Consider the following 22,768-nt stretch of genomic DNA (forward strand, 5'->3'; position numbering starts at 1 on the left):
CCGGCCGCCCGGTTCGGGTCGGATCGACGGATCAGAATGCTCCTTCAATCGGCGGCCGTGCCGGCGGCACGGATCTCGGTCCCGGCGCGCCGGGCGAGGCTGTCGCCGAGCCGGCCGCGCATCGCGTCGGCCAGGCCCTGGAGCCGCTCGACGACCTCGGGACGTTCGGTCGATAGGTTGCGCGTCTCGCCGAGGTCCCGGTCGAGGTCGTACAGCTCCAGGCCGACGGGAAGCTCGCGATACTTGCCGGGGACGCCGCCGACGCCGGGGGCCTGGCCGTTCATGGTCCTCGTCGTGTGGGGGAAGAGCAGCTTCCAGGGGCCGGAACGCATGGCCTGCAACTGGCCGTCGGCGTAGTAGAAGAAGAGGGCCTCGTGGGGGCTGCGTGCGTCGGGGGCGCCGAACAAAAGCGGGCGGACGTCGAGGCCGTCGATCGGCAGGGCGGGCGGTTTCGCGCCGGCGAGCGCGGCGAAGGTGGGGAGCAGGTCGATCGTCGCGGCCGGCTGGCGTTGGACGAGCCCCGCGGGGACCTTGCCCGGCCATCGGGCCACGAACGGCACGCGGACGCCCCCCTCGTAGCTCGTCCCCTTGCCCTCGCGCAGCGGGCCGGACGAGCCGCCGTGGTCGCCGTAGCTCAGCCAGGGGCCGTTGTCGGAGGTGAAGACGACCAGCGTCCGCTCGTCGAGGCCCTCGACCCGGAGGGTCTCCAGGATCGCGCCCAAGGCTTCGTCGATCTCGCGGATCACGTCGCCGTACATCCCCGCACCGCTCTCGCCTACGTTCTCGTCGCGGACGAAGAGCGGGACGTGGGGCATGTTGGGCGCGAGGTAGAAGAAGAACGGCCGGTCCTTGTTCGTCCTGATGAAGTCGACCGCGCGGCCGGCGAACCGGGTCGTCAGCGACTTCTGGACCTCGGGCGTGACGTCGGCGATCGTCGGCCGGTCGCCCTCGATGAGCGGCAGCGGCGGGTAATCCTTGGGCCGCTCGGGGTGGTGAGGCCACATGTCGCCCGAGTACGGCAGGCCGAGGAACTCGTCGAACCCGTGGTGCGTCGGGGCCTGCGAGGGCCGGCAGCCCAGGTGCCACTTGCCGGCCATGCCCGTGGCGTAGCCGGCGGATCGGAACATCTCGGCCATCGTCGTCTCGTCGTGCGAGAGCCCCTGCTTCGTCTTCGGCCCGAGCGCCCCCCGGATGCCCACGCGCTCGTGATAGGCCCCCGTCAGCAGCGCCGAGCGCGAGGCCGAGCAGACCGCGCTCGACACGTAGAAGTCGGTGAAACGCGCGCCCTCACGCGCCATCCGATCGAGGTTCGGCGTCCGATATTTCGTCGCCCCGAAGCAGCCGAGGTCGCCGTAGCCCAGGTCGTCGCAGAAGATCAGGACGACGTTCGGCCGGTCGTCCCGGGCGCGGTCGGCCCGGGCCGTCGCGATCGGCAGCACGGACGCGAACATCATCATGAAGGGGCCGATGGATTTCATGATCCGTCCTGGGCGAAGGCGCCGGCGAGTAGGTTCCGGAAGTCGGTCGTCTTGAGGAGCCCATCGGCCGGCGGCGGGCCGTCGGCGATCAGGAGCGGCTTGTCGAGCGGGTCGGCGGCGGGGAGGCCGTGGCTGCCGCGGACGAGGGACGGGTCGAGCGGGATGACGTCGAAGAGGGTGCGGAAGCCCAGCTTCTTCTGGATCAGGCGGCGGATCGCGCGGCCCTTGGGCCAGAACAGGGCGGGGTCGAAGAACATCTCGCAGGGGTCGAAGCCCGGCTTGCGGTGGATGTCGATCGTGCGCGCGAAGTCGGGGGCGAGCGCGTCGTCGAGCCAGTAGGGGTAGGCGAACCAGGCGTCGGGATCCGAGAGCGCGACGACCTCGCCCGAACGCTCGTGGTCGAGCCCGATCTCGGCTCGCTCCGCGGCGGCGAACGTCCGCGCCACGCCCGGCTCGGCGGCGAGCGTCTCGCGGACGAGGGACACGTCCTCGGGACGGGGCACATAGATGTGGGCGAGCTGGTGGTCGCAGACGGCCAGCGCACGGCTGCCGAAGGCGTCGATCGTCTCGCCGAACGGCCCGGGGCGGACGCTGAGCAGGCCCGCCCGCCGCAGGATCCGATTCAGGAGGACCGGACGGCTCACGTCGCAGTGGCCGTATTCGCTGACGACCCAGACGCGGGCCCCTTCGGCCTCGGCCCGGTCGAGCAGGGGGGCCGCAGCGTCGTCGAGTTCGCGGACGAGCTTCGGCATGTCGCAGCCCGAGGGTCCGCGGCGCTGGGGTTCGTAGTCGAGGTGCGGCAGGTAGACGAACGTCAGGTCGGGCCTGTCGCGGGCGAGCACGTCGGCGGCGGCGCGGGCGATCCAGTCGGTGCAGGGGAGGCCTGCGCTCGGGCCCCAGAACGTATGGAACGGGAATCGGCCGAGGCTCGACTCCAGGCGTTCGCAGAGCCCGTCGGGCGTGCCGGCGATGCCGAAAACCTTGTTGCCGTCGGCCCCGTAGTAGGGCTTGGGCGTGACGCTCAGGTCGACGTCGGCCCCCTGGTTGAACCACCAGAAGAGCTTGGCGATGCGGAAGGACGCCCCGCGCTCGCGGGCGCGGCGGCGGAGCGTCGTCTCGATCGTTTCGGCCTGGACCAGGGCGCTCGACTGCTGCCAGAATCGGACCTCGCGGGTGTCGCGGAAGAGCCAGCCGTTGGCGACGATCCCGTGCTCCTGCGGCGGCCTGCCGGTCAGCAGGCTGGCCTGCGCCGTGCAGGTGACGGCGGGGGCGACCTCCTCCAGCGAACGGACCCAGCCGGCCTCGGCCAGGGCCTTGAGCCGTGGGGCGTGGGCGAGCAGACGCCGGGTCAGTCCCACGGCGTTGACGACGACGACGGGCTGTGCGGACATCAGGGGAATCGGCTCCGAGACCAAGGCGGCGGGGATCATGACCGAGACGACCCGAGCATACCAGGAGGCCGAGCCGCCGTCGTCCACCTACGTCCCCGGGAGCGGCGTCCCGCATCCCGGGAGGTCGCGGACGAAGGGGGAGACGCCTCCGACGCCGCCGATCGCGGGCGACGCCTGGGGCGACTCGCCGGCCTACCTGCGCGGGGTCGACCTGTTCAACGCGGGGTTCTACTGGGAGGCCCACGAGGCCTGGGAGGCGCTCTGGCACGCGCACGGCCGCCGGGGCCCCGTCGCTCTCCTGCTCAAGGGGCTGATCAAGATGGCCGCGGCCGGGGTGAAGGTCCGCCAGGGGCGGCCGGCGGGGGTGCGGTCGCACGCGGCCCGCGCGGCGGGGCACTTCACCGCGGTCCGCGCCGAGGTCGGCCCGTCGCTGCTGGGGCTCGACCTCGACGGCTGGATCGACTTCGCCCGATCCGTGGCCGGGCGGCCCCCGGAGACGCCCGATGCGCCCGGGGGCTCGGCCGTGGTCGTCTTCACGCGACGGTTGACGCCGGGCGGAGATTCCCCAGCTTCCGGCGCCACGCGGCCCCCAGCGGCAGGGCCATGATCGAGCAGAGGATCACGCCCATCACGCCCTGCGAGCCGCCCTCGACGAAGCCGTAGCTGTGCAGGCCCACGCCCAGCACGAAGTTGACGCCGTACCAGGCCATGACGACCGACAGGAAGCAGCCGACCGAGGCGAAGACGAGGCCGAACGTGCTCACCCAGCCGGCGAACCGGCCGTGCAGCGGGACGAGGTAGACCAGCAGCGTGATGAGCGCCCAGACTTCCTTCGGATCCCAGCCCCAGAATCGCCCCCACGAGTAGTCGGCCCAGACGCCGCCCAGGATCGTGCCGGCGGCGATCAGGAGGACGCCCACCTGCATGGCGCGGTAGATGAAGTTCGAGAGCGGCTTGACCATCGCCGCCGTCTCCTGCATGGCCTTGCCACGGGCGTCGAGCGTCGCGGGGGCGGCCATCGCCTTGATCTCCTCGACCGTCGGCCGGGTCTTGGGCCTGTCGGCCGCGGCGATCCGGGCGGCTTCGGATTCCGGCGTGCCCGCGTCGTCGATCCCCCGCGAGGTCAGGCGGTTGACGGACTCGCCGGCCAGGGCGAACACGGTCCCCAGCGAGATCATCCCGCCGATCGCCGCCATGGCCGAGAAGACGTAGAAGAGCGGGTCGCCGATCGTCCAGTTGGGGCCGAACGCCCCGTACGACGCCGCCATGCCCCCCACGCCCACCGAGAAGAGCGGAAAGCCCGGGACGAGCGGCGAGGCCAGCTCGCCGTACGAGGGCGATCGGCGGTAGGTGGCGGTCAGGTAGTACACGGTGGCGATCAGCCCGAGCGCCCAGGCCAGGCCGAACGCGGCGTAGCTGGAGACCTCGGTCAGCACGTGGATCGTCAGCCAGAGGTTGCTCCGCAGCACCGGCTGGAGGCTCTTGATGCTGGGGTCCAGCAGCGGCACGTTGGCCGCGGTGATCGTCCCCAGGAGCGCGACGCCCGACCCCGCCAGGGCGGTGAAGGTGCGGCGGTAGACCAGCTCGAAGACGAAGGCCAGCACGGCCGCGACGAGGGCGACCCAGATGACCGTCTCGTACATATTCGTGACCGGCGCCCAACCCGAGATCTGGATCCGCAGGTAGAAGCCGTAGCACTCCAGGCCGATGCCGCCCAGCAGGGCGAGCATCCCCAGGCCGTGGAAGGCCCGGCCCGCCGTCCCCATCTCGGCGACGCGTCCGCCCGAGAAGCCCAGGGCGATCGCCAGCATGGCCAGGGCCGCGCCGTAAGCCATCGGGGCCTGGTAGAACGGGTTGATGGCGTTGAACCGCGACTCGCGGTCGATGGCCTCGGCGGTGGGGTAGTAGGTCGGATTCACCGCCCGCCCCAGGGCCCGCGAGCTGGCGAGCAAGGCCTCGGCCGGCTCGACGGCGATGGTCCCCGGCGCGGCGTTCTCGGCCTGCTCGAACGCCTTGTAGGCGTCGAGGAAGGCGCGCGTCTCCTTGTCGGGGTAGCCGGCCTTGATCAGGGCGTCGGGGTCGGCCTTGAGCAGGACCTTCAGCGGCGTCCAGACCGAGTTCTCGGCGAGCCAGGCGGCGTACTTCTTGTCGAAGGCGGCGTCCTCGCCCGGGTCGTGGCGGTCGTCGCTGGGGACGTCGTTCCAGTAGGTGTCGAGCGCCTTGAGCGCGTCGAACTCGATCGGCGAGAGGTCGCGGAGGTTGGCGGCCGTGCGCGCCTTGGGGATGACGACCTTGTAGAAGTCGAGCGCCTCGCGGCCGAAGGGGCGGGGCATGATCCGGACCAGGCCGGCCGACCGCATCTCCTCACCGGAGTACGCCTTGTAAGTCGCCAGCCGATGGCCGACGTCGATGGCCCGCTTCTCGACCTCGGTCAGCCGCGCCGCGAGGGTGGGGCTGGAGTCGAACTTGCGCTTCTGCTCGTCGAGCTGCGCCACCCACTCCATAAACGCTTCGTCGTGGTCGCCGTGGCGGATCTTGGCCTCGTCCAGCTCGTCGGGCGACAGCCACTTGTGGTCTTCCAGGAGCTTGGCCGCCACGTCCTCGAGCGCCTTGCGGTCGCTCGCCTCCAGCTTCGACGCCTTGAGGAAGTTCAGCACCGCCGCGGCGTCCAGCTCTTCCACGTCGGCGAGCAGGGCCAGGCGCTGCTTGTCCTCGGCCGCGGTCTCGGGCCGGGCGGCGATCGCGGCGAACTTGGCGCGGATGGGGCCGAGCAGGATCTTCCGCTTGAGCGGCAGGTAGTCGACCAGGATGAACGGCTGCGAGTCCCAGAACTCGGGGCGGACGATCCAGTCGACGAAGGCGGCGACGGGGGTCCAGGTCTCGGCGACCTCGTTGCGGTCGTCCAGCAGCTTGACCGTCTCGCGGCCGAAGACCTGCTTGACCTCCTCGCGGGCCACGGTGTCCAGCGGCTTGACGCGGCCGTTGTGCATGACGGCCACCCGGCCGATCCGGTCGTACGCCGGCCCGACCCCGAGCTTGGCGGGCCCCGCGCCCTCGTGACCCGGGGGCGTTACGGCGGCGACCGTCACGACCAGCAGGCCGCAGAGGCCCGTTCCCACAAGCAATCGGCCGTATCGTCTCATCGCGTATCTCCCCGGGATGGCTGAGGGGCGGTGGAAGGCGAGGCGGCCGACGCGGGCTCGGCCCCTGGGTCGCTCGTCGCGGTCGCTCACAAAATGTCTTCTTCGGCCTTCGCCGGCCCGGCGGGCTCGACGGGCGTCGGCAGGCCGGCCTTCTTCGCGGCCTGCTCGCGCTCGCGCCGGCCGCCGTCGGTGAACAGGCCCGCCCGCATGTAGAACTGCAGGAAGGTCCCCAGCACGACGAGCAGGCTGCCGGCGTAGATGATCGGCCGGCCCGGGTTGCTCCCCACCTGGAAGACCGACTGGAACTGGCCGGTCCGCTGCTGGGTGCGGGGGTCGACGATCGGCGAGTAGCGCATCTGGTAGAAGGTGTAGCCGCGGTGGGTCATCGGCTCGTTCATCGAGATCGTGTGCTCGCGGCCCTTGACCCCCTGGGCGGGGTCCTCGACCTTGACCTGGCTGACGAACTTGGTCGCCTGCTCGGTGCCGGGCTCGAAGCCGACCTCGAAGTCCTCGAGCTTCAGGTCGAAGCCCAGCGGCTTGCGGTCGACGTCGTAGGCGATCTCGAACGGCCGCGAGCCGACCGGGACCGGGCGGAAGGTCGGGGCTTCGAGCGACTCGCTGCGCTGGATCCAGACCTCCTCGGTCTTCCCGTCGACGGTCAGCTCGACGAGGCAGGCGGGGACGGCCTCGTCCATCTGGTTGCCCTGAAGGAACAGGGGCCGGAAGATCCGCTTCTCGACGCCCGCCGGCAGGTAGTCGGCGACCTGGAAGTTGATCGACATCGCGGCGGCCCCGCCGCCGAAAGCGTCGACCCACTTGCCCGGGGCGATCGGCCCCGACGTCCGCAGCTCGGGCTTGCCGTCCTTGGCGCGGCCGAAGACGCGGTAATACAGCTTCTGGTCGGGCCCGGCCAGGACGTCGACCTGGCCGAACCGGCCGCTGGTCTTGGGGTCGAGGTCGGGCGGGATCATCAGGTGGACGGCGGCCAGGGCCTCGGGGGGCTTGCCGCCGTCGACCGCCGGCCGGGGGATGACGTTGGGGAACATCGGCATCGCGCCCATCGCCACGTGCTCGACCACGGAGCCCTCGCCCTTGCCGACGTCGAACACGGCGATCGGGATCGACTCCTCGCCCACCACCTTCGCCAGGCCCGCCTCGCCGGTCGGGAAATGGGCGAGCTTCTGGAGCGAGACGGTCAGGTCGCTGTCGGGCAGCGGCACCTTCTTGTCGGCCGGCGTGTCGAGGACGAAGTCGAAGACGCGGGGCTTGCCGTCCCGGCCCGTGTACCGGAAGCGGGCGACGCCCGTCGTGCTCTTGTCCAGCGGCGGCTTGAGGAAGTCGTCGACGTAGTCGGCGCGGTCGACCGAGGCGAACGACACGAGCGCCGGCATGCCGTCGCTGCGGGCCGTCCGGTAGAAGCGGCGGTCGAGCTTGAACCACTGGTCGGATTCATCGGCGTTGGCCAGCCGGGACTCGGGCATGCCGGGGGCCTTGAACTGGAGCAGCAGCCGGGCCATCGGCTGGCCCGAGGGGTCGGCCTCGTGGAGCGTGTCCGGGGTGGAGGCGGGCAAGTAGCGCTTGACGACCAGCTTGAACGGGTCGGCCGGCTTGCTCAGGACGTCGGCCTCGTCGCGGACGATCGGGTACCGGCCGCCGGTCAGGCGGTTGAGCGCCAGGTCGAAGATGTTGCGGATCCGGGGCTGGCCGCCGCCCCAGGGGAAGGGGCCGCTCTCGTCGAACGGCATCGCGAACGACGCCGTGGTTTCCTGGTTGTGGGGGTCGACCTCGCGGAGGCGGAACATCGGGGCGTCGGTCCGGAGCATCTCGCTGCGGGTCTCGCCCTCCAGCATCCCCACCATCCCCTCGTCGCCCGACCGGAAGTGGACGTACGAGCCTAGGATCAGGATGAGCAGCCCGGCGTGCGTGACCACGAAGCCGGTCTGCCGCTTCTTCCAGGGGAACCGGATCGACGCCGCGCAGAAGATGTTGATCGCCAGGAAGGCCAGCAGGATCGAGAACCCGGCGCTCTTGTAGACGAAGGCCTGGGCGGCCTTGGTGCCGTAAGTCGACTCGAACCAGGTGGCGAAGGCGAGCGAGGCGGCCAGGCTGGAGATCGAGATCACGGCCAGCTTGAGCGACGCGAGGAACTTGTAAACCTCGTCGATCGCCGCCAGGGCCCGGCCGCCGAACGACGCCTTCGCGCCGGGCGTCGCGGGAGGGGGGCCGGATGACTTCTTGGTGGCCGTCGCCATGATGTCGCACCTGCCGGGGAGGGAGGATGGAAGTCGGGGATGAGTCGGGCGGGCCGGGACGGGCCGTGGTCGGCCGCCCCGAGATCTCTCGATTCTAATCCAACGCCCCCGCGAGCGGCCAGGGTCGTCGCCGGGGGGGGACGGATCGAGCGATCAGGGGAGCGCGACGTGGCAACGCACGCACGTCGCGAGCAGCCGCGACGCGGCGACCGCGCCCTCGGCCCGATGGTCGGCCAGGTCGAGGGCCGCCAGCCTCGTCTCGGCCGCGAAGCCGCGCCGAGATTCCCGGACGGAGGCCGGAGCCCGCTCCGCAGACTCCTCGGCGTGCTCGACCCCGAGGTCGAGTCGCGCAGGATCGAGGCCCTGCCATTCCTTACGCTCCAGGGCGCCGAGGAGTTCTCGAAGCTCGGAAGCCGGTTCGGCTTTATCGTTTATCGCGAGGTCGGGCCGGCGGGAGTTTATGCCCCGATCGGGGGATTCGACCGAACGGTGCGGCCCCGAGACGATCCAGGCCGCCAGGGCCAGCAGCACGCCGAGCGTCACTCCCCGGCCGACCAGGCTTTCGCGAAGCAGGGAGCGGGCGCGGACCAGGCGGCGGGAGATCGAGCCCACGGGATAGCCCAGCTCGACGGCGGCCTCGCGGTTGCTCTTGCCCTGGAGGTAGCAGAGGACCACGGGGTCGCGATACTTCCCGGGCAGGTCGTCCACGGCCCCGTCGATCGCCCTCCGGACGTCACGGCGCTCGACCTCGTCGGCGAACAGCGAGAGCGGGCATTCGGGCTCGGGCAACGCCCCCGCATCGCCGAAGTTCCAGCCGGGCGGGAGGTTGGAGACGGGGGTCTCGCGCCGGCCGCGGCGGGCAAGTTCGCTGCGAGCATGGAGGGCCAGCCGTCGGGCGACGTCCCGGACCCAGCCGCCGATCGAGGCCCGCCAGGCCACGTCGGAAGCCCGCAGGGACAGGAGCAGGAACGTCGCCTGGAAGACGTCCTCGGCGTCGTGCTCGCTCCGAAGGAATTGCCGGCAGACGCGCCGGACGTGGGGGCCGTGCCGCTTCACCAGTTCGGCGAACGCGGCCTCCTCCCGCCCCTCGGCGAACCGTCTCAGCAAGATCGCGTCCGTGGCCCGCTCGATCATCGCGTCTCCGGCCCTCGCCCGCCTCGGATCCCGTCGTACTCCGTATTATGTCGATTCGCCCCATCGGCGAATGCGTTTTTCTGGGAAGAGGTCGCGATTCTCTCGGAGTCGGAGTCGCGAAACCCCCGTGCAGGGTCGTATCAAAGCGAGATTCCCTCCGGTCGAGGCCGGCCGGGCTTGAACCTCGCCGCCTGGGGGCTACAGGGCCGCCGCCAGCTCGCGATAGCGGGCGGCCATCCGCGGCCCCTTGCCTTCGTCCTCGTGCTTGAAGAAGACGAAAACCTCCCGCCAGGCTTGTCCGGCCACGCGTTGCACCCAGGCCGCAAGCTCCGCGTCGCTGTAGTCGAAGCGCCGCAGCCGCAGGTAGCCCCAGTCCGCCGTGGGCACGAACGGGACGTCCAGCTCGCAGTCGGCGTCGGCCAGGCAGAGAGACGAATTGTGCTCGCGGAGCAGCCCGAAGACCTCGTCGTCGAACCAAGAGGCGTGGCGGAACTCGAACGCCGAGCGGATCGAGGCGGGGAGCAGGCCGAGGAACGCCTGCAGCCGAGGCGCGTCCTTCTTCATGTTCGGCGGGAGCTGGAACAGCAGCGGTCCCAGGCGCTCTTTCAGGGCCCCGGCGACTTCGAGCGTCTGCGCCAACGGCTCGCCGCAGTCCTTCAGCCTCCGCGTGTGCGTGATCCGCTGCGGGGCCTTGAGCACGAAGCGGAAGTCGGCCGGCACCGCGTCCGCCCACCGCTGCACGGTCGCGACGGCGGGGAGGACGCGGAACGTGCCGTTGATCTCGACCGCGCCGAAACGCTCGCCGTAGTAACGGAGCATCCCCGACGCCGGCAGCTTGCTCGGGTAGAAGCCGCCCTTCCACTCCTTGTAGGAGTAGCCGCTCGTGCCGACGTGGAGTTCCATGGGTCGCCCGCGCTTCGGCCTCAGTCGAACAGCAGCTTGTTCATGCGGGCGACGACGTCTTTCATGCGGTCCAGGTCGCCGAGGCCGACCTCGGCGGTGATCCAGCCGTCGTAGCCGATCTCGGTCAGGGCGCTTCGGACCGCCGGCCAGTCGATCTCGCCCTCGCCGAGCGGGTAGTCGAACCGCTTGGGCTTGGCGTATTCCTTGATGTGGATCTTGAGGATCCGCTTGCCCAGCTCGCGGATCCACTCCTGGGGGTAGGCGAACTCGACGACGTTGCCCACGTCGAAATACGCGCCGACGGCCGGGCTCTCGAACTCGTCGATGTAGCGGGCGAACTCGATCGGGCTGAGGAGGAACTTGTTCCAGACCTCCTCGACCGCGATCTTGACGCCCGCCTGCTCGGCGAAGGGGATGAGCTTGCGGATGTGGGCCTGCGAGCGTTCCCAGGCCTGGCGGTAGGAGACCTTCTTGTTGACGACCGCCGGGACGACGAGGACGGTGGTCCCGCCGTAGGCCTTGACGTCGAGGAACTCCTGCTTGATCGCGGCCACCCCGCGCTCGACGACGGCGGGGTCGGGGTCGGAGAGCGGCTCCTGCCAGTGCCGGCCGCCGCTGACGCCGTGGATGACTAGGCCGGTCTCGTCGCGGGCGGCGAGGACCTCCTTGAGGTCCAGCTCGTTGGGGCTGATCAGCTCGACGCCCTCGAAGCCGGCCTCCTTCAGCAGCTTGAAGGTCGGCAGGATGGGGCCCTTGGTCTGGCCGAGCATGAAGGCCCGCTTCCAGGGAGTCTTGGGTGCGAAGGCGGCCGAGGCCGTCGTCGCGCCCCAGGCCGCGCCCGCCGCGGCACCGGCGGCGGCCGCCAGGAATCCCCTCCGGTCGACGTCTTTCATCCGCATCGATTCGAGCCTTTCGTCACGCGAGGAGTTCGGCGAGCTTGGCCTCCAGCAGCTCGCCCACGAGCGCCGGGTTGGCCTTGCCGCCCGTCTGCTTCATCACCTGGCCGCGCAGGAATCCCTTGACCGCGTCGGGCTTCTTCTTGCCCTTCTTGAGGTCGTCGATCGCCTGCGGGTTGGCCGCGAGGGCCGCCTCGACGGCCGCGGCGATGGCCCCGCCGTCGGAGACCATCTTGTAGCCGCCCAGCTCGATGACGGTCTCGGCCGGGTCGCCGGTCTCGATCATCCGGCCGAGGACCTCGCGGCCCTGGTTCGTGTTCAGCTCGCCGCGGCGGACGCGGTCGATCAGGTCGGCGAGCGCGTCGGGCCGGACGGGGAAGTCGGCGACGGCCTGCTTCTTGTCCTTGATCGACCGCAGGACGTCCTGCTGGATCCAGTTGCTCGCCAGCTTGTACTCGCTCGTCTTGGCGGCGACGGCGTCGTAGTACTCGGCCACGTCCTCGCCCTGCTCGACGAGGACGTTGGCGTCGTAGGGCGAGAGCCCGTAGGCCGCCTGGAACCGCGTCCGACGCGCCGCGGGAAGCTCGCCGATGGTCGCACGGACGCGGCCCAGCCACGCCTCGTCGACGACGACGGGGACGAGGTCGGGCTCGGGGAAGTAGCGGTAGTCGGCCGCCGTCTCCTTCTCGCGCTGGGGCTTGGTGACCTCGTCGGCGTCGTTCCAGCCCCGCGTGGTCTTGGGCGAATCCTTGATGGTGAGGCCGTCGTGCTCCCACTTCTTGTACTGGCGATCGGTCTCGTAGATCAGAGCCTTCTCGACGGCCCGGAAGCTGTTGAGGTTCTTGATCTCGACGATCGGCGTGGCGATCGTCTCGCCGTCCTTGTGGATGTGCAGGTTGACGTTGGCGTCGCAGCGGAGCGAGCCTTCCTGCATCTCGCAGTCGGAGACGCCGAGGTAGACGAGCGTGAGCCGCAGCTCCTCCAGGCAGCCGCGGGCGTCGGCGGCCGAGCGGATCTCGGGCTCGCTGACGATCTCCAGCAGCGGGATGCCCGCGCGGTTGAGGTCGACCTCGGAGTAGTCGCCGACGCCGTGGGTCAGCTTGCCGGTGTCCTCTTCCAGGTGCACCCGCGTCAGAGCGCAGCGGCCGCCCCCGCCGCCGTCCTTGCGCGTCGGGATGTCGAGCCAGCCGCCGGTCGAGAACGGCAGGTCGTACTGGCTGATCTGATAGTTCTTGGGGAGGTCGGGATAGTAGTAGTTCTTGCGGTCCCACTTCGTGAACGGCGCGATCTCGGCGTGCAGCGCCACGGCCGTCTTGAGCGCCAGCTCGAACGCCTTGCAGTTCATGACCGGCAGGGTGCCCGGCATCCCCAGCGACACCGGGTCCGTCTGCGTGTTCGGCGGCAGGCCGAACTCGGTGCCGCACCACGAGAACATCTTGCTCTCGGTCTGGAGCTGGACGTGGATTTCGAGGCCGATGACGACGTCGTAGGGATGGCTCATGGAAGGGGGGCCCGCCGGGCTTCCTGGAGGATCAGGGCTTGTCGTTCGTGAATTGCGGGAGTCGCCAGTATTTGTGGTAGGACGGGGCCACCGCGTACAGCCCCCCCTCGTCGGCCTTCTTCTGGCTGCGGACGTCCAAATTGATCGACTTCAAGACGTCGGGCTCGTCGCGAAGCTCCTGGCGGAGGTAGTCCCAAACGTCTCGCACGGCCTGATATTCGTCCTGGTCGTTCAGGGCCTCGGCGACGATCAGGACGTGGATCCGACCCACGTCCGGATTGGTCCGGTAGAAGATGGCGAACGACCGTGGGTCCCAGCCGCGGGAACGCCCGTATCGGTCCAACGTCGGAGCGATCAGGAACTGGGCGGCCGTCAGGCCTGTGTCGTCAACCACGGCAGCACTCCTTCCGTCGGATGCTCCAACCACCTTGCGGAGTCGGCCGATTGGGCCTGCGTCCAGGTCGCGGCGGGGAGATAGCGGAGGTCGTTGAGTTGCGTCGAGAAGTCCGTGAGCCTCGTCCAGTGCAATGGGACCGGGTGGGGATCGGGCAACGCGTACAACGCCGTCGACAAGCCGCTGAAAACGAGCAAGGCCTCCAGGTCGGGGATCTCCAGCTTCTTGAGCGGATTCTGGACGTCCAATCGCAGGCAGATCCGATACTTGAGGTAGATCTCCAGGGCGTAGATCCGGTAGGCGATCGCCGTCCCGTGGCGTCCGCCGGAGTCGAGGGCCGCGGCGTCGTCCAGACGATCGCGCCAGGCGGCGTCGAGGTCGGCGCGCGTGATCGCCGTATTGAACTTAGCAAACTCGCCGGCCATCAGGACAGGCCCGGCCGCTTCCGGTGCCAGTCGGTGGCGCGTTCGAAGACGCGGGCGGTGCGGAGCAGGTTCTCCTCGGCGAAGGCGGGCGCCAGGAGCTGCAGGCCGATCGGCAGGCCCGACCTCGTGAGGCCGCAGGGGACGCTCAGGCCGGGGATGCCGGCGAGGTTCGCGGTGATCGTGTAGATGTCCGAGAGGTACATCGCCAGCGGGTCGGCCGTGCGCTCGCCCAGCTTGAAGGCCGGCGAGGGGGACGTGGGGCCCAGGATCACGTCCACGTCCTTGAAGGCCGCGTCGAAATCGTTGCGGATCAGGCGGCGGACCTTGAGCGCCTGGTTGTAGTACTGGTCGGCGTAGCCGGCCGAGAGGGCGAACGTCCCCAGCATGATCCGCCGCTTGACCTCGGCGCCGAAGCCCTCGGCGCGGCTGGCCATCATCATGCGGACGAGGGGGTGCAGGTCCTCCTCGCCGGGGTGCTTCGGCGACCAGTCCTCGGCGCGGTGGCCGAAGATGGTGCCGTCGTAGCGGGCGAGGTTGCTGGAGCACTCGGCGGGGGCCACGATGTAATAGGCCGGCACGCCGTACTTCGAGTTCGGCAGCGAGACCTCCTTGAGGGTCGCGCCGGCCTGCTCGTAGACCCGCATCGCCTCGCGGACGGCCGACTCGACCTCGGGGTCGAGGCCCTCGCCGAAGAACTCGCGGGCGACGCCGATGCGGAGCGACCTCGGCTTCTCGTCGAGCGTGGCCGAGTAGTCGGGCACCGGCTGGTCGACGCTCGTGGCGTCGCGTTCGTCGCGGCCGGAGATGACCTTGAGCAGCAGCGCGGCGTCGGCCAGGTCGTGGGTGAAGGGGCCGATCTGGTCGAGCGAGCTGGCGAAGGCGATCAGGCCGTAGCGGCTGACGCGGCCGTAGGTCGGCTTGATCCCGACGACGCCGCAGACGGCGGCCGGCTGGCGGATCGAGCCGCCGGTGTCGCTGCCCAGGGACAGCGGCGCCAGGTCGGCGGCCACGGCGGCGGCCGAGCCGCCCGACGAGCCGCCGGGCACGCGGGCCTCGTCCCAGGGGTTGAGTGTCGGCCCGTAGGCGCTGTTCTCGGTCGACGAGCCCATGGCGAACTCGTCCATGTTGGTCTTGCCGAAGAGGATCGCGCCGGCCTGGCGGAGCTTGACGATCACGGTGGCGTCGTAGGGGGGCCGGAAATCCTTGAGCATCCGGCTGCCGCAGGTGGTCGGCTCCTTCTCGACGCAGAGGACGTCCTTGATCGCCACCGGCACGCCCGCGAGCGGGCCGACGGCCTCGCCGGCCTTGCGTTTGGCGTCGACCGCACGGGCCTGGTCGAGGACGTTCTCGGGGTCGAGGTGGACGAAGACGTTGAGCCGCTTCAGGGCGTCGGCCCGGTCGAGATACCCCCGGACGAGTTCCTCGCTGGTGACTTCCCCGGCGTTGAGCATCGCGAGCAGGGCCGTGGCGGTGGCGTCTTTGAGCAGGTCGGCGTTCATGGGGGCGGGATCTCGGCTCGTGCGTGCGTTCGTTCGGGCGACCGGTCAGTCGAGGACGGCGGGGACGAGGAAGCTCTCGGAGTTCCGCTTGGGGGCGTTGGCGAGCGCCGCCTCGCGGGGCAGGGCGGGGCCGCGGACGTCGTCGCGGAAGACGTTGCGGACCTCGACGCCGTGGGCCAGGGGCTCGACGTCCGACGTGTCCGGCTCCTGGAGCTGGGCCACGTAGTCGACGATCGCGTTGAGCTGGCCGGTGAACGTCTGCAGCTCGTCCGGGCTCAGGCGGAGGCGCGCCAGCACGGCGACTTTGGCCACGTCTTCGGTCGACAGCGACATCGTCCGGCTCTCTCCTTCGGGACTCGCAACCTCGCGTCCTGGCCGCCCGCGGCCGGCGCACCGGGCCAGTCTGACAGAATCGGCCCCGACCTTCAAGACGCGCGACGGCCCGCCCCGGTTCGGCCGCGCGGCGGGCCGGCGTCGGGGCCGAGGGGCGTCGTCTGCATCTTAGTCGTCTGGTGCCTGAGATCCCGGATCCGCATAATAAACCATTCGAAAGGGGGCGCCGAACCGTTCGTTCTCGCGAGGGGTGGGGCCAGGAAACCTACGCGGCCTACAGCGGGAAGGAGCTGCGCCATGCACGACGTCGACCTCATCGTGACGCTGACCGGGGGACTGGCCGCCGCGCTCGTCCTGGGCTACATCACCTTCAAGCTAAGGCTCTCGCCGATCGTCGGCTACCTGCTGGCGGGGATCGCGGTGGGACCGACCACGCCGGGCTTCACGGCCGACCAGAACCTGGCGAATCAGCTCGCCGAGGTCGGCGTGATCCTGCTGATGTTCGGCGTCGGGCTCCAGTTCCACCTCAAGGAACTGCTCGCGGTCAAGCGCGTGGCGCTCCCGGGGGCGTTGTGCCAGTTCCTGGCGGCGACGCTCGTGGGGACGGTGATCGGGCTCGTGCACGGCTGGGACTGGCAGACCGGGCTGGTCTTCGGCCTTGCGATCGCCGTGGCGAGCACCGTGGTCGCGGTGCGGGTGCTGTCGGACAACGGCGACCTGCACACCCAGACCGGCCACATCGCGGTGGGCTGGCTGGTCGTCGAGGACCTGCTCACGGTCCTGGTCCTGGTCATGCTCCCCGTGGTCTTCGGGCCCGGCGAGAAGTCGCTGGGCGTGGTGGCGACGGCCGTCGGCCTGGCGGTGGTCAAGGTCGCCGTCATGGTGGCCTTGACGTTCGTCGTCGGCGAACGGGTCATCCCCTGGGTATTGGACAGGGCCGCGGGGACCCGCTCGAGGGAGTTGTTCACGCTGACGGTGCTGGTCGTGGCGCTGGGCATCGCCGTCACGGCCGCCAAGCTGTTCGACGTCTCGATGGCGCTGGGGGCGTTCCTCGCCGGCATGGTGGTGGGTCGGTCGCAGTTCAGCCTGCGGGCGGCGACCGAGGCCCTGCCGATGCGCGACGCCTTCGCGGTCATCTTCTTCGTCTCGGTCGGGATGCTGTTCCACCCCCGGTCGCTGCTGCATTCCCCGGGCCTGATCGGCGCGACCCTCTTCGTCATCCTGGTGGTCAACCCGCTGGCGGCGGGGACGATGGTCAAGCTGCTCGGCTACCCGCTGCGCGCGGCGGTCTCGGTGGGCGTCGCGCTGGCGCAGATCGGCGAGTTCTCGTTCATCCTGGCGTCGGCGGGCCGGTCGCTGAAGCTCCTGGACGACGAGGCGTCGAACGTCCTGATCGCCGCGTCGATCATCACGATCACGCTCAACCCGGTCCTGTACCGCCTGATCGGCCCCATCGAGACGTGGCTCAAGCGCTACTTCAAGGACCCGCTCCCGGTCGAGAACCGCGTGAAGCACGATTTGGAGGAGCCCGAGGAGACGGGCCGGCATCGCGTCGTCGTGATCGGCTACGGCCCCGTGGGCAAGACGCTCACTCGACTTCTCCGCGACAACCGGATCGACCCGGTCGTCATCGAGCTGAACATGGACACCGTCCGCCGCCTGGAGGGCGAGGGGGTGCGAGCCCTCTACGGCGACGCCATGCATCGCGAGGTCCTGGAGCACGCCGGGGCCGACAAGGCCGTCGGCCTGATCCTCAGCAGCTCGACGATGAGCGGCGGCAAGGAGACGATCCGGCTGGCCCGCGAGATCAACCCGGACGTCTTCATCCTCGCCCGCACCACCTATCTGCGCGAGGTCTGCGAGATGCGCGGGGCGGGGGCCGACAGCGTCTTCTCGGGCGAGGGCGAGGTCGCCCTGGCGATGACCGAATCGCTCCTCAACCGCCTCGGCGCCACCCCCGACCAGATCGACCGCGAGCGGGCGCGCGTCCACGCCGAGTTCTCCGCCATGACCCGGCCGGCCGACGAGCCCGTCCCTGGCACGCCGCCGTCCTCCGAGCGGGCCGATGGCGAGGCGAGCGTCGCCGCCAAGGAGCGTCCTCAGCCCGTCCCGGGCCCTCCCGAGTTGTCGTCCGCGCGGCGGGAAAACCCCCTCGGCGAATGAATCGCCGAGGGGGCCTGCTTTCGCGTCATTCGTGAGCCGGACGATCAGGGCTGGGGGCGGGGCGCCTCCTCGGCCCCGGATTCGGCGGGGGGCTCGCCGACGGGCTCGGACGGGCCCGCCGCGGCCCCGTCGTCAGGCCGCTCCACCGGAACGTGGGGAGGCTGCGGCGGGCCGCCGGCGTCGGCCTTGACCGTCCGTCCCGCCTCCCCGGGGGGCGCGAGCCCGCCCCCCGTCCCCTCGCCGGGCTCGGCGTGGGGAGGTCTGGGCTCCGGGGCCCGCGGGGGCTCGACCGGGTTGAGCTTCTCCCAGATCAGCATCGCGTAGGCCAGGCCGAGCACCGCCGCCGGGAGCGGCATGAGCGCGGCCTCGCGGTGGATGTCGCACACGTAGACGCTGAAGTACAGCTGGGTCAGCACCACGTAGGAGCCCGCCTGGGCGAGGTGCGCCAGGTGATGGACGGCCCGGCGCCTCGCGCGCCCCGACTGCTCTCGGCTTCGCTGCGGAACCGGGGCGGACGACGGCGATTCGTCGTCATCCTCAAGGCGTGCGACGTAGATCATCGCCGCGACGACGATCAGGATGCAGGCCAGTTGCAGGTCGATCAGGGCGGAGGCGACCCCCTCCGCCGACTCGGCGAGGAACGTAGCGTCGCCTTCGAGGACGCCGGTCGTCGGGGGCTGGCCGTCGACGGCCAGGCCCACCAGCATGGGGAGGGCGTACAGCCCCAAAATCAGCTCGGCCCGCAGGGCCCGGCGGGCCAGTTTCACGGCCCGCTCTCTCGCAGGTCTCGATCTCATGACGAGGCTCCGATGAAGTGGAGTTGGGAAGAAAAGGCGGACCCGCCGCCCTCGCGAACGCGCCGCGACGACGGATGGCCTGGGCCGCGCGGAGACGGCCCGAATCGACATGCAAGAAATTGGATATGATCGTCCGTCGCCTGGAGGGAGGGGCGACGGCGGGCGGTCGGAATGCGGGAGGTAAAAGCAAGGGGCGTGCCAAGCTGCTGAATCAAAAAGTGTTATAATATCAATTAAATCACGTGTTGCGACCGCGGTGCGCGTTTCGCCCGCGGCGATGTCGTTTCGACATTTCTCGGCGGTCGGATCGGCGAAGACGTGAAAACCCGGGGGGCGACTCCGCGGTTTCGACCGAATCTCAGGCGAGCGCCGCCGACGACGTCGTGCAATTGTTGGATAATTGCCGGCGCGGCCCCTCGCAGGCTCGTCCCGGCGCGGCCTGGTGGGCGTCCAAAAGTTCGCCAGCCTTGCTCAAGATGACGGCAGTCGGCCGAGGCGAGAATGGAAAACTTGAAAAGAATGCTGAGATTGGGAAAATTGGGCGCTCGGTCGTCTTCGGTCCGGCACCAGGAGTTCCGACGTTTTGCAAACTTGGTCCCGACCGCCCGTCAATCCGACGCCCGAATGATCAATGCGTAGGCACGGTGGCGTGTCCGAGGAGCCGATGATGTCCAATCTCAGCGATCGGTTGCTGAAGTACATCCGTCAGAACCCTGGGAAGCTGAGGGCGGCGATCAAGAAGAAGTTCTACGCCGAGGAGCCTCATCCGCATCCCAACACGACGGCCGCGAATCTCAAGGCGTTGATCGGCGAAGGGCTCGTGGTCGAGGGCTTCTTCGTGACCGACGCCTGGAAGAAGTCGAAGCTCAAGACGTACATCCTCATCACGACCGATTTCCGGGGCAAGAAGGTCCGGGGCGACTGGGCCGTCTCCGCCGAAGGCCCGGAGGGCGTGCTCACCTATCAGCAGATTCTGGTGCGCGACATCCAGAAGGCTCTCCGTTCGGGTCCCTATCGCGAGCATCTCTTCCTCGAAAGCGTCGAGATCGTCCTCGGCGCCGAATTCGACATCATCATCGTCGTCATGGCCGACGACGTTTATCCGATCGGCGACTTCGTGACCGGATTCTTGCGCACCCAACGCGACGTCGTGAACACCAAGACCATCACGGTCTGGCCCTCGAAGTCGAACCCGCCGGCGCCGGCGCCCGACTTCCAGGCTTGATCGGACCTCGGCCGAGCCGCATGCGTCAGGGAGCATGCACCCGCGTTTGACGCGGGCGTGGGGCGTTTCCTATGATGCGCTCGCGCGAGAGGTCGTCGAGCATCGCTCTCGGAGCGGGACGGCGTTCGGAATTCATCGAGGCCGGGGCGGGACTTCATGGCGATCGAAGGGCCGGTGGCGATCATCCTGGCGGCGGGCCAGGGCAAGCGGATGAAGTCGGACCGGGCGAAGGTCCTGCACGAGGTCTGCGGGCGGCCGATGATCGGCTACGTGGTCGACGCGGCGCGGGGGGCCGGGGCGAAGACGATCGTCGTGGTCGTCGGCTACGCGGCCGAGCAGCTCTACGCGGCCCTCGAGGGCGAGCCCGACATCCGCTTCGCCGTGCAGGCCGAGCAGCTCGGCACGGGCCACGCCGTCAAGGTCTGCCGGCCCCTGCTGGAAGGGTACGAGGGGCCGATCCTGGTCCTCGTCGGCGACGAGCCCTTGCTCCGTCCCGAGCCCCTGGCCGACCTGCTCGACCGCCAGCGCCGGGAGGAGGCCGCCTGCCTGCTGGGCACGGCCGAGGTCGACGACCCGATGGGCTTCGGCCGCATCCTCCGCGACTCGGCCGGGCGGTTCCTGCGGATCGTCGAGGAGCGCGACTGCAACCCCGAGGAGAAGGCGATCCGCGAGGTCAACCCGAGCTGCTACGTCTTCGAACTCCCCGTCCTCTGGGACGCCCTCGATCAGATCGACACCAGCAACGCCCAGGGCGAATACTACCTGACCGACGCCCCCGAGCAGTTGATGCGCATGGGCCGGAAGGTGGTGGCGACCAACGTGCTCTCGGCCGACGACATCCTGGGCGTCAACACTCGCCAGCACCTGGCGCAGGCCGGGGCGATCATGCAGGCCCGGATCCAGGACCACTGGATGACCGAGGGGGTCTCGATCGTCGACCCCCGGAACACCTACATCGACGGCCGAGCCGTCCTCGGCCGCGACACCGTGGTTTATCCCTTCAGCGTCATCAACGGCGCGGTGACGATCGGCGAGCGCTGCAAGGTCGGCCCGTTCGCCCACCTCCGGCCGGGCACGGAACTAGCCGACGGCGTCGAGGTCGGCGCGTTCGTCGAGATCAACCGATCGTCGCTCGACGCCGGCACGGTCGTCCGCCACCTGGCCTACCTCGGCGACGCCCGCGTGGGCGCGAACGTGAACGTCGGCTGCGGCGCGATCACCGCCAACTTCGACGGCGTCGGCAAGCACCCGACGACCATCGGCGACGACGCCCGGATCGGGTCGGGCGCCGTCCTGATCGCCCCCGTCGAGGTCGGCAAGGGGGCCGTCGTCGGCGCCGGCGCCGTCGTCACCAAGGGCCGCGACGTCGCCGCGGGCGAGACCGTCGTCGGCGTCCCGGCGCGGCCGATCGGGTCGAAGCCGCGCTGAGCGAGGGCCGCCTACGGACCCGAGGACGCGGCCTCGGTGGAGGGCGCGCATCGAAGGGTCTGCGTGAAGTCTTCGAAGAATCGGGCGATCAGGCGGCCCGAGAAGTGCGCGAGGATCGGCAGGTGGAACAAGGGGTTGGAGGTCGCGAAGACGAGCGGGAGCACCGCGTCGCCGACCCGGTAATCGACCCGCGCCGAGACGGCCTCGCCGGCCTTCAGGGGCCAGAAATCGGCCACGTCTTCGCCCAGGATGACGTACCGGTGCGACAGGCCCTCGAACACGACCCGGCGGTTCTCGCGGTCGAAGAAGGCGACGCCCAGGTCGTCGCCGACGAGCTTCGACTTGCTCGATTTGCCGTCCTGGAGCGAGAGGATCCGCCGCGGCAGGTCGGGCCTCAGGTCGAGCAGCGAGCCCGGCCGATTCCGGAGCCGTCGCTCCACCATCCGCCGCCAGGGCCGGACCCCGCCCGTCCAGAAATACAGGCCCGGCAGGCCGAAGACGCAGAAGCCGACGCCGAAGATCACAAGGAGCGTCCGGCCCAGAGGCGACGCCTCGCCGATCATCAAGGCGGCCACGCCGACGCCGAACGAGGCGAAGAAGCCGGCCATCAGGCCGTACTGGACCAGGGCGATCCGCCGGGCCGCGCTCCGCAATTCGCCGGGGCCGTCGTCCGACGCCGGCAGGCAGAGCGACGTCCGAGCCTCGTCCAGGTTCGCGGCCGGCCGATTCCCGCAGCTCGCGCGGCTCGCGGCGACCGCCGGGTCGCGGAAATCGCCGGTCGGCGGCGCGGGGGGCGGGGCTTCCAGCAAGGCGCGAGGTTCGGAGGCGAGCCCGATGCGCTCGAGCGATTCCTGCAAGGCCGAGCCCTTCGCGGCCGGGACGGGCGTCGGCCCGCTCGCCGGCCGCTTCAGCTCCGGAAATTCGCGGGCGACGGCGTCCATCTGGTCGAAGGGGATCTCGCGCTGGAGGATCAGGTTCGCCTTGCCGCCGCCTCGGCCCAGGAGCACGCTGACGAACGCCGGCTCGTCCGGATCGGAGGCGAAATGCTCGATCCGCAGGAGGACGGTCGGCATGTTGACGTCGGCCTTGCTCGTCGTCCAGGGCAGGGCCCCGATCGCGGCCCAGTCGCCGCGGTCGACGGCGGCGAGCACCTGCTCGGTCGTCGCGATCGGCAGGCTGAAATCGGTCGAGTCCGCCCATCTCCGGAGTCGTTCGGAGAAGGCCCGCGACGCGGCCGACCGCCCGACGGCGACCGCGATGCCGACGACGAGCAGCGTCTCCGCGCCGAAGAAGAGGCCGTTGAAGCCGACGTCGAACCAGCCGGGCGGTCGCGCCGCCTGATTTTTCCCGCGGTCGCGTACGTCGACCGGCCGGCTCGTCCGGCACCGGAAGACGACGTAGCCGGGGAGGCCGGGCAGACCGCCCATGGCCTCCGTGATCGCGACCATCGCCGGGCCCCGCGCGACCACGTTGACGAGATAGCTGATCTCCCAGTAGCCGGCGTAGTACGCGAACGCCAGCAGCAACCCCACGAAACCCGCGAATCCCCGATTGCGACAGCGACCGCCCCGCACCACCAGCCAGACCATCCCGAACACGGGCGCGCCGAGGATCAGGGGCGTGATCAGGTAGAAGTAAAACCGACTCTCGGCCCTCAGGAGCAGGAAGGCCATGACCAGGGCTACGACGGCGCCGACGAGCAACAGGGGGACCAGCCGCAGGAGGTCGATCCTTCCGCTCGGAACATAGGTCGCCGGGGCCTCCTGCGCCGGTTCGACGTCTTCGGGCGTCACGGGGCGTTCTCCG

The 22,768-nt window shown here is 70.0% G+C and carries 18 protein-coding genes; 4 read left to right on the forward strand and 14 right to left on the reverse strand.

Annotation, left to right across the window (positions count from 1 at the left end; genetic code table 11):
* Nucleotides 1-44: 44 nt before the first annotated feature.
* Together PZE19_RS02715 and PZE19_RS02720 are read right to left on the reverse strand one after the other, a co-directional pair.
* Nucleotides 45-1,478: a sulfatase family protein gene (locus PZE19_RS02715; protein WP_277859052.1), complete on the reverse strand. Its 1,434-nt coding sequence runs from the start codon at nucleotides 1,476-1,478 to the stop codon at nucleotides 45-47.
* Nucleotides 1,475-2,869, reverse strand: coding sequence for an alkaline phosphatase family protein (locus PZE19_RS02720; RefSeq protein ID WP_277859053.1), 1,395 nt, complete (start codon nucleotides 2,867-2,869; stop codon nucleotides 1,475-1,477). The genes PZE19_RS02715 and PZE19_RS02720 overlap by 4 nt, the downstream gene beginning before the upstream one ends.
* A gap of 37 nt (nucleotides 2,870-2,906) precedes the next feature.
* Between PZE19_RS02720 and PZE19_RS02725 the strand changes: the two genes are divergently transcribed.
* Nucleotides 2,907-3,476, forward strand: coding sequence for a DUF309 domain-containing protein (locus PZE19_RS02725; RefSeq protein WP_277859054.1), 570 nt, complete (start codon nucleotides 2,907-2,909; stop codon nucleotides 3,474-3,476).
* On the opposite strand, the gene PZE19_RS02730 is transcribed toward PZE19_RS02725, so the two are convergent.
* From PZE19_RS02730 to gatC, 10 genes are all read right to left on the reverse strand, one after another.
* Nucleotides 3,403-6,012: a cytochrome c biogenesis protein gene (locus PZE19_RS02730; RefSeq protein WP_277859055.1), complete on the reverse strand. Its 2,610-nt coding sequence runs from the start codon at nucleotides 6,010-6,012 to the stop codon at nucleotides 3,403-3,405. The two genes, PZE19_RS02725 and PZE19_RS02730, sit on opposite strands and share 74 nt — an antisense overlap.
* Before the next feature lie 86 nt (nucleotides 6,013-6,098).
* Nucleotides 6,099-8,264 carry a cytochrome c biogenesis ResB family protein gene (locus PZE19_RS02735; protein WP_277859056.1) on the reverse strand — a complete coding sequence of 722 codons (2,166 nt, stop codon included), beginning with the start codon at nucleotides 8,262-8,264 and terminating at the stop codon, nucleotides 6,099-6,101.
* A gap of 153 nt (nucleotides 8,265-8,417) precedes the next feature.
* A complete protein-coding gene (locus PZE19_RS02740) occupies nucleotides 8,418-9,398 on the reverse strand; it encodes an RNA polymerase sigma factor (protein ID WP_277859057.1) in 981 nt (326 codons plus the stop codon).
* Between the two features lie 198 nt (nucleotides 9,399-9,596).
* Nucleotides 9,597-10,301, reverse strand: coding sequence for a DUF72 domain-containing protein (locus PZE19_RS02745; protein ID WP_277859058.1), 705 nt, complete (start codon nucleotides 10,299-10,301; stop codon nucleotides 9,597-9,599).
* 20 nt (nucleotides 10,302-10,321) lie between these two features.
* The gene (locus tag PZE19_RS02750; protein ID WP_277859059.1) at nucleotides 10,322-11,194 is read right to left on the reverse strand and encodes a sugar phosphate isomerase/epimerase family protein; all 873 of its coding nucleotides are present in this window, start codon (nucleotides 11,192-11,194) and stop codon (nucleotides 10,322-10,324) included.
* 22 nt (nucleotides 11,195-11,216) lie between these two features.
* Nucleotides 11,217-12,698 carry an Asp-tRNA(Asn)/Glu-tRNA(Gln) amidotransferase subunit GatB gene (gene gatB, locus PZE19_RS02755; RefSeq protein ID WP_277859060.1) on the reverse strand — a complete coding sequence of 494 codons (1,482 nt, stop codon included), beginning with the start codon at nucleotides 12,696-12,698 and terminating at the stop codon, nucleotides 11,217-11,219.
* A gap of 31 nt (nucleotides 12,699-12,729) precedes the next feature.
* A complete protein-coding gene (locus tag PZE19_RS02760) occupies nucleotides 12,730-13,092 on the reverse strand; it encodes a hypothetical protein (protein ID WP_277859061.1) in 363 nt (120 codons plus the stop codon).
* A complete protein-coding gene (locus PZE19_RS02765; protein WP_277859062.1) occupies nucleotides 13,071-13,517 on the reverse strand; it encodes a hypothetical protein in 447 nt (148 codons plus the stop codon). Before PZE19_RS02765 ends, PZE19_RS02760 begins: the two co-directional genes overlap by 22 nt.
* Nucleotides 13,517-15,016: an Asp-tRNA(Asn)/Glu-tRNA(Gln) amidotransferase subunit GatA gene (gatA, locus tag PZE19_RS02770; RefSeq protein ID WP_277859063.1), complete on the reverse strand. Its 1,500-nt coding sequence runs from the start codon at nucleotides 15,014-15,016 to the stop codon at nucleotides 13,517-13,519. The genes PZE19_RS02765 and gatA overlap by 1 nt, the downstream gene beginning before the upstream one ends.
* A 45-nt stretch (nucleotides 15,017-15,061) precedes the next feature.
* Nucleotides 15,062-15,349 carry an Asp-tRNA(Asn)/Glu-tRNA(Gln) amidotransferase subunit GatC gene (gene gatC, locus PZE19_RS02775; RefSeq protein WP_277859064.1) on the reverse strand — a complete coding sequence of 96 codons (288 nt, stop codon included), beginning with the start codon at nucleotides 15,347-15,349 and terminating at the stop codon, nucleotides 15,062-15,064.
* Between the two features lie 297 nt (nucleotides 15,350-15,646).
* Between gatC and PZE19_RS02780 the strand changes: the two genes are divergently transcribed.
* Nucleotides 15,647-17,512 (forward strand): cation:proton antiporter, encoded by a 1,866-nt coding sequence (locus PZE19_RS02780; RefSeq protein ID WP_277859065.1) that lies wholly within the window; start codon nucleotides 15,647-15,649, stop codon nucleotides 17,510-17,512.
* 44 nt (nucleotides 17,513-17,556) lie between these two features.
* On the opposite strand, the gene PZE19_RS02785 is transcribed toward PZE19_RS02780, so the two are convergent.
* On the reverse strand, nucleotides 17,557-18,279 hold the full coding sequence (locus PZE19_RS02785) for a hypothetical protein (RefSeq protein ID WP_277859066.1): 723 nt from the start codon (nucleotides 18,277-18,279) through the stop codon (nucleotides 17,557-17,559).
* A gap of 697 nt (nucleotides 18,280-18,976) precedes the next feature.
* Here PZE19_RS02785 and PZE19_RS02790 point away from each other — a divergent pair.
* Both PZE19_RS02790 and PZE19_RS02795 read left to right on the forward strand, forming a co-directional pair.
* Complete coding sequence (locus PZE19_RS02790) at nucleotides 18,977-19,534, forward strand: hypothetical protein (protein ID WP_277859067.1); 558 nt, start codon at nucleotides 18,977-18,979, stop codon at nucleotides 19,532-19,534.
* A gap of 156 nt (nucleotides 19,535-19,690) precedes the next feature.
* Nucleotides 19,691-20,962, forward strand: a complete 1,272-nt coding sequence (locus PZE19_RS02795; protein WP_277859068.1) for a bifunctional UDP-N-acetylglucosamine diphosphorylase/glucosamine-1-phosphate N-acetyltransferase GlmU — start codon at nucleotides 19,691-19,693, stop codon at nucleotides 20,960-20,962.
* An 11-nt stretch (nucleotides 20,963-20,973) separates the two neighbouring features.
* Here the strand turns inward: PZE19_RS02795 and PZE19_RS02800 are convergent, their stop codons facing one another.
* A complete protein-coding gene (locus tag PZE19_RS02800; protein ID WP_277859069.1) occupies nucleotides 20,974-22,755 on the reverse strand; it encodes a hypothetical protein in 1,782 nt (593 codons plus the stop codon).
* Nucleotides 22,756-22,768 lie beyond the last annotated feature (13 nt).

The sequence above is a fragment of the Paludisphaera mucosa genome (assembly GCF_029589435.1).
GTDB lineage: Bacteria > Planctomycetota > Planctomycetia > Isosphaerales > Isosphaeraceae > Paludisphaera > Paludisphaera mucosa.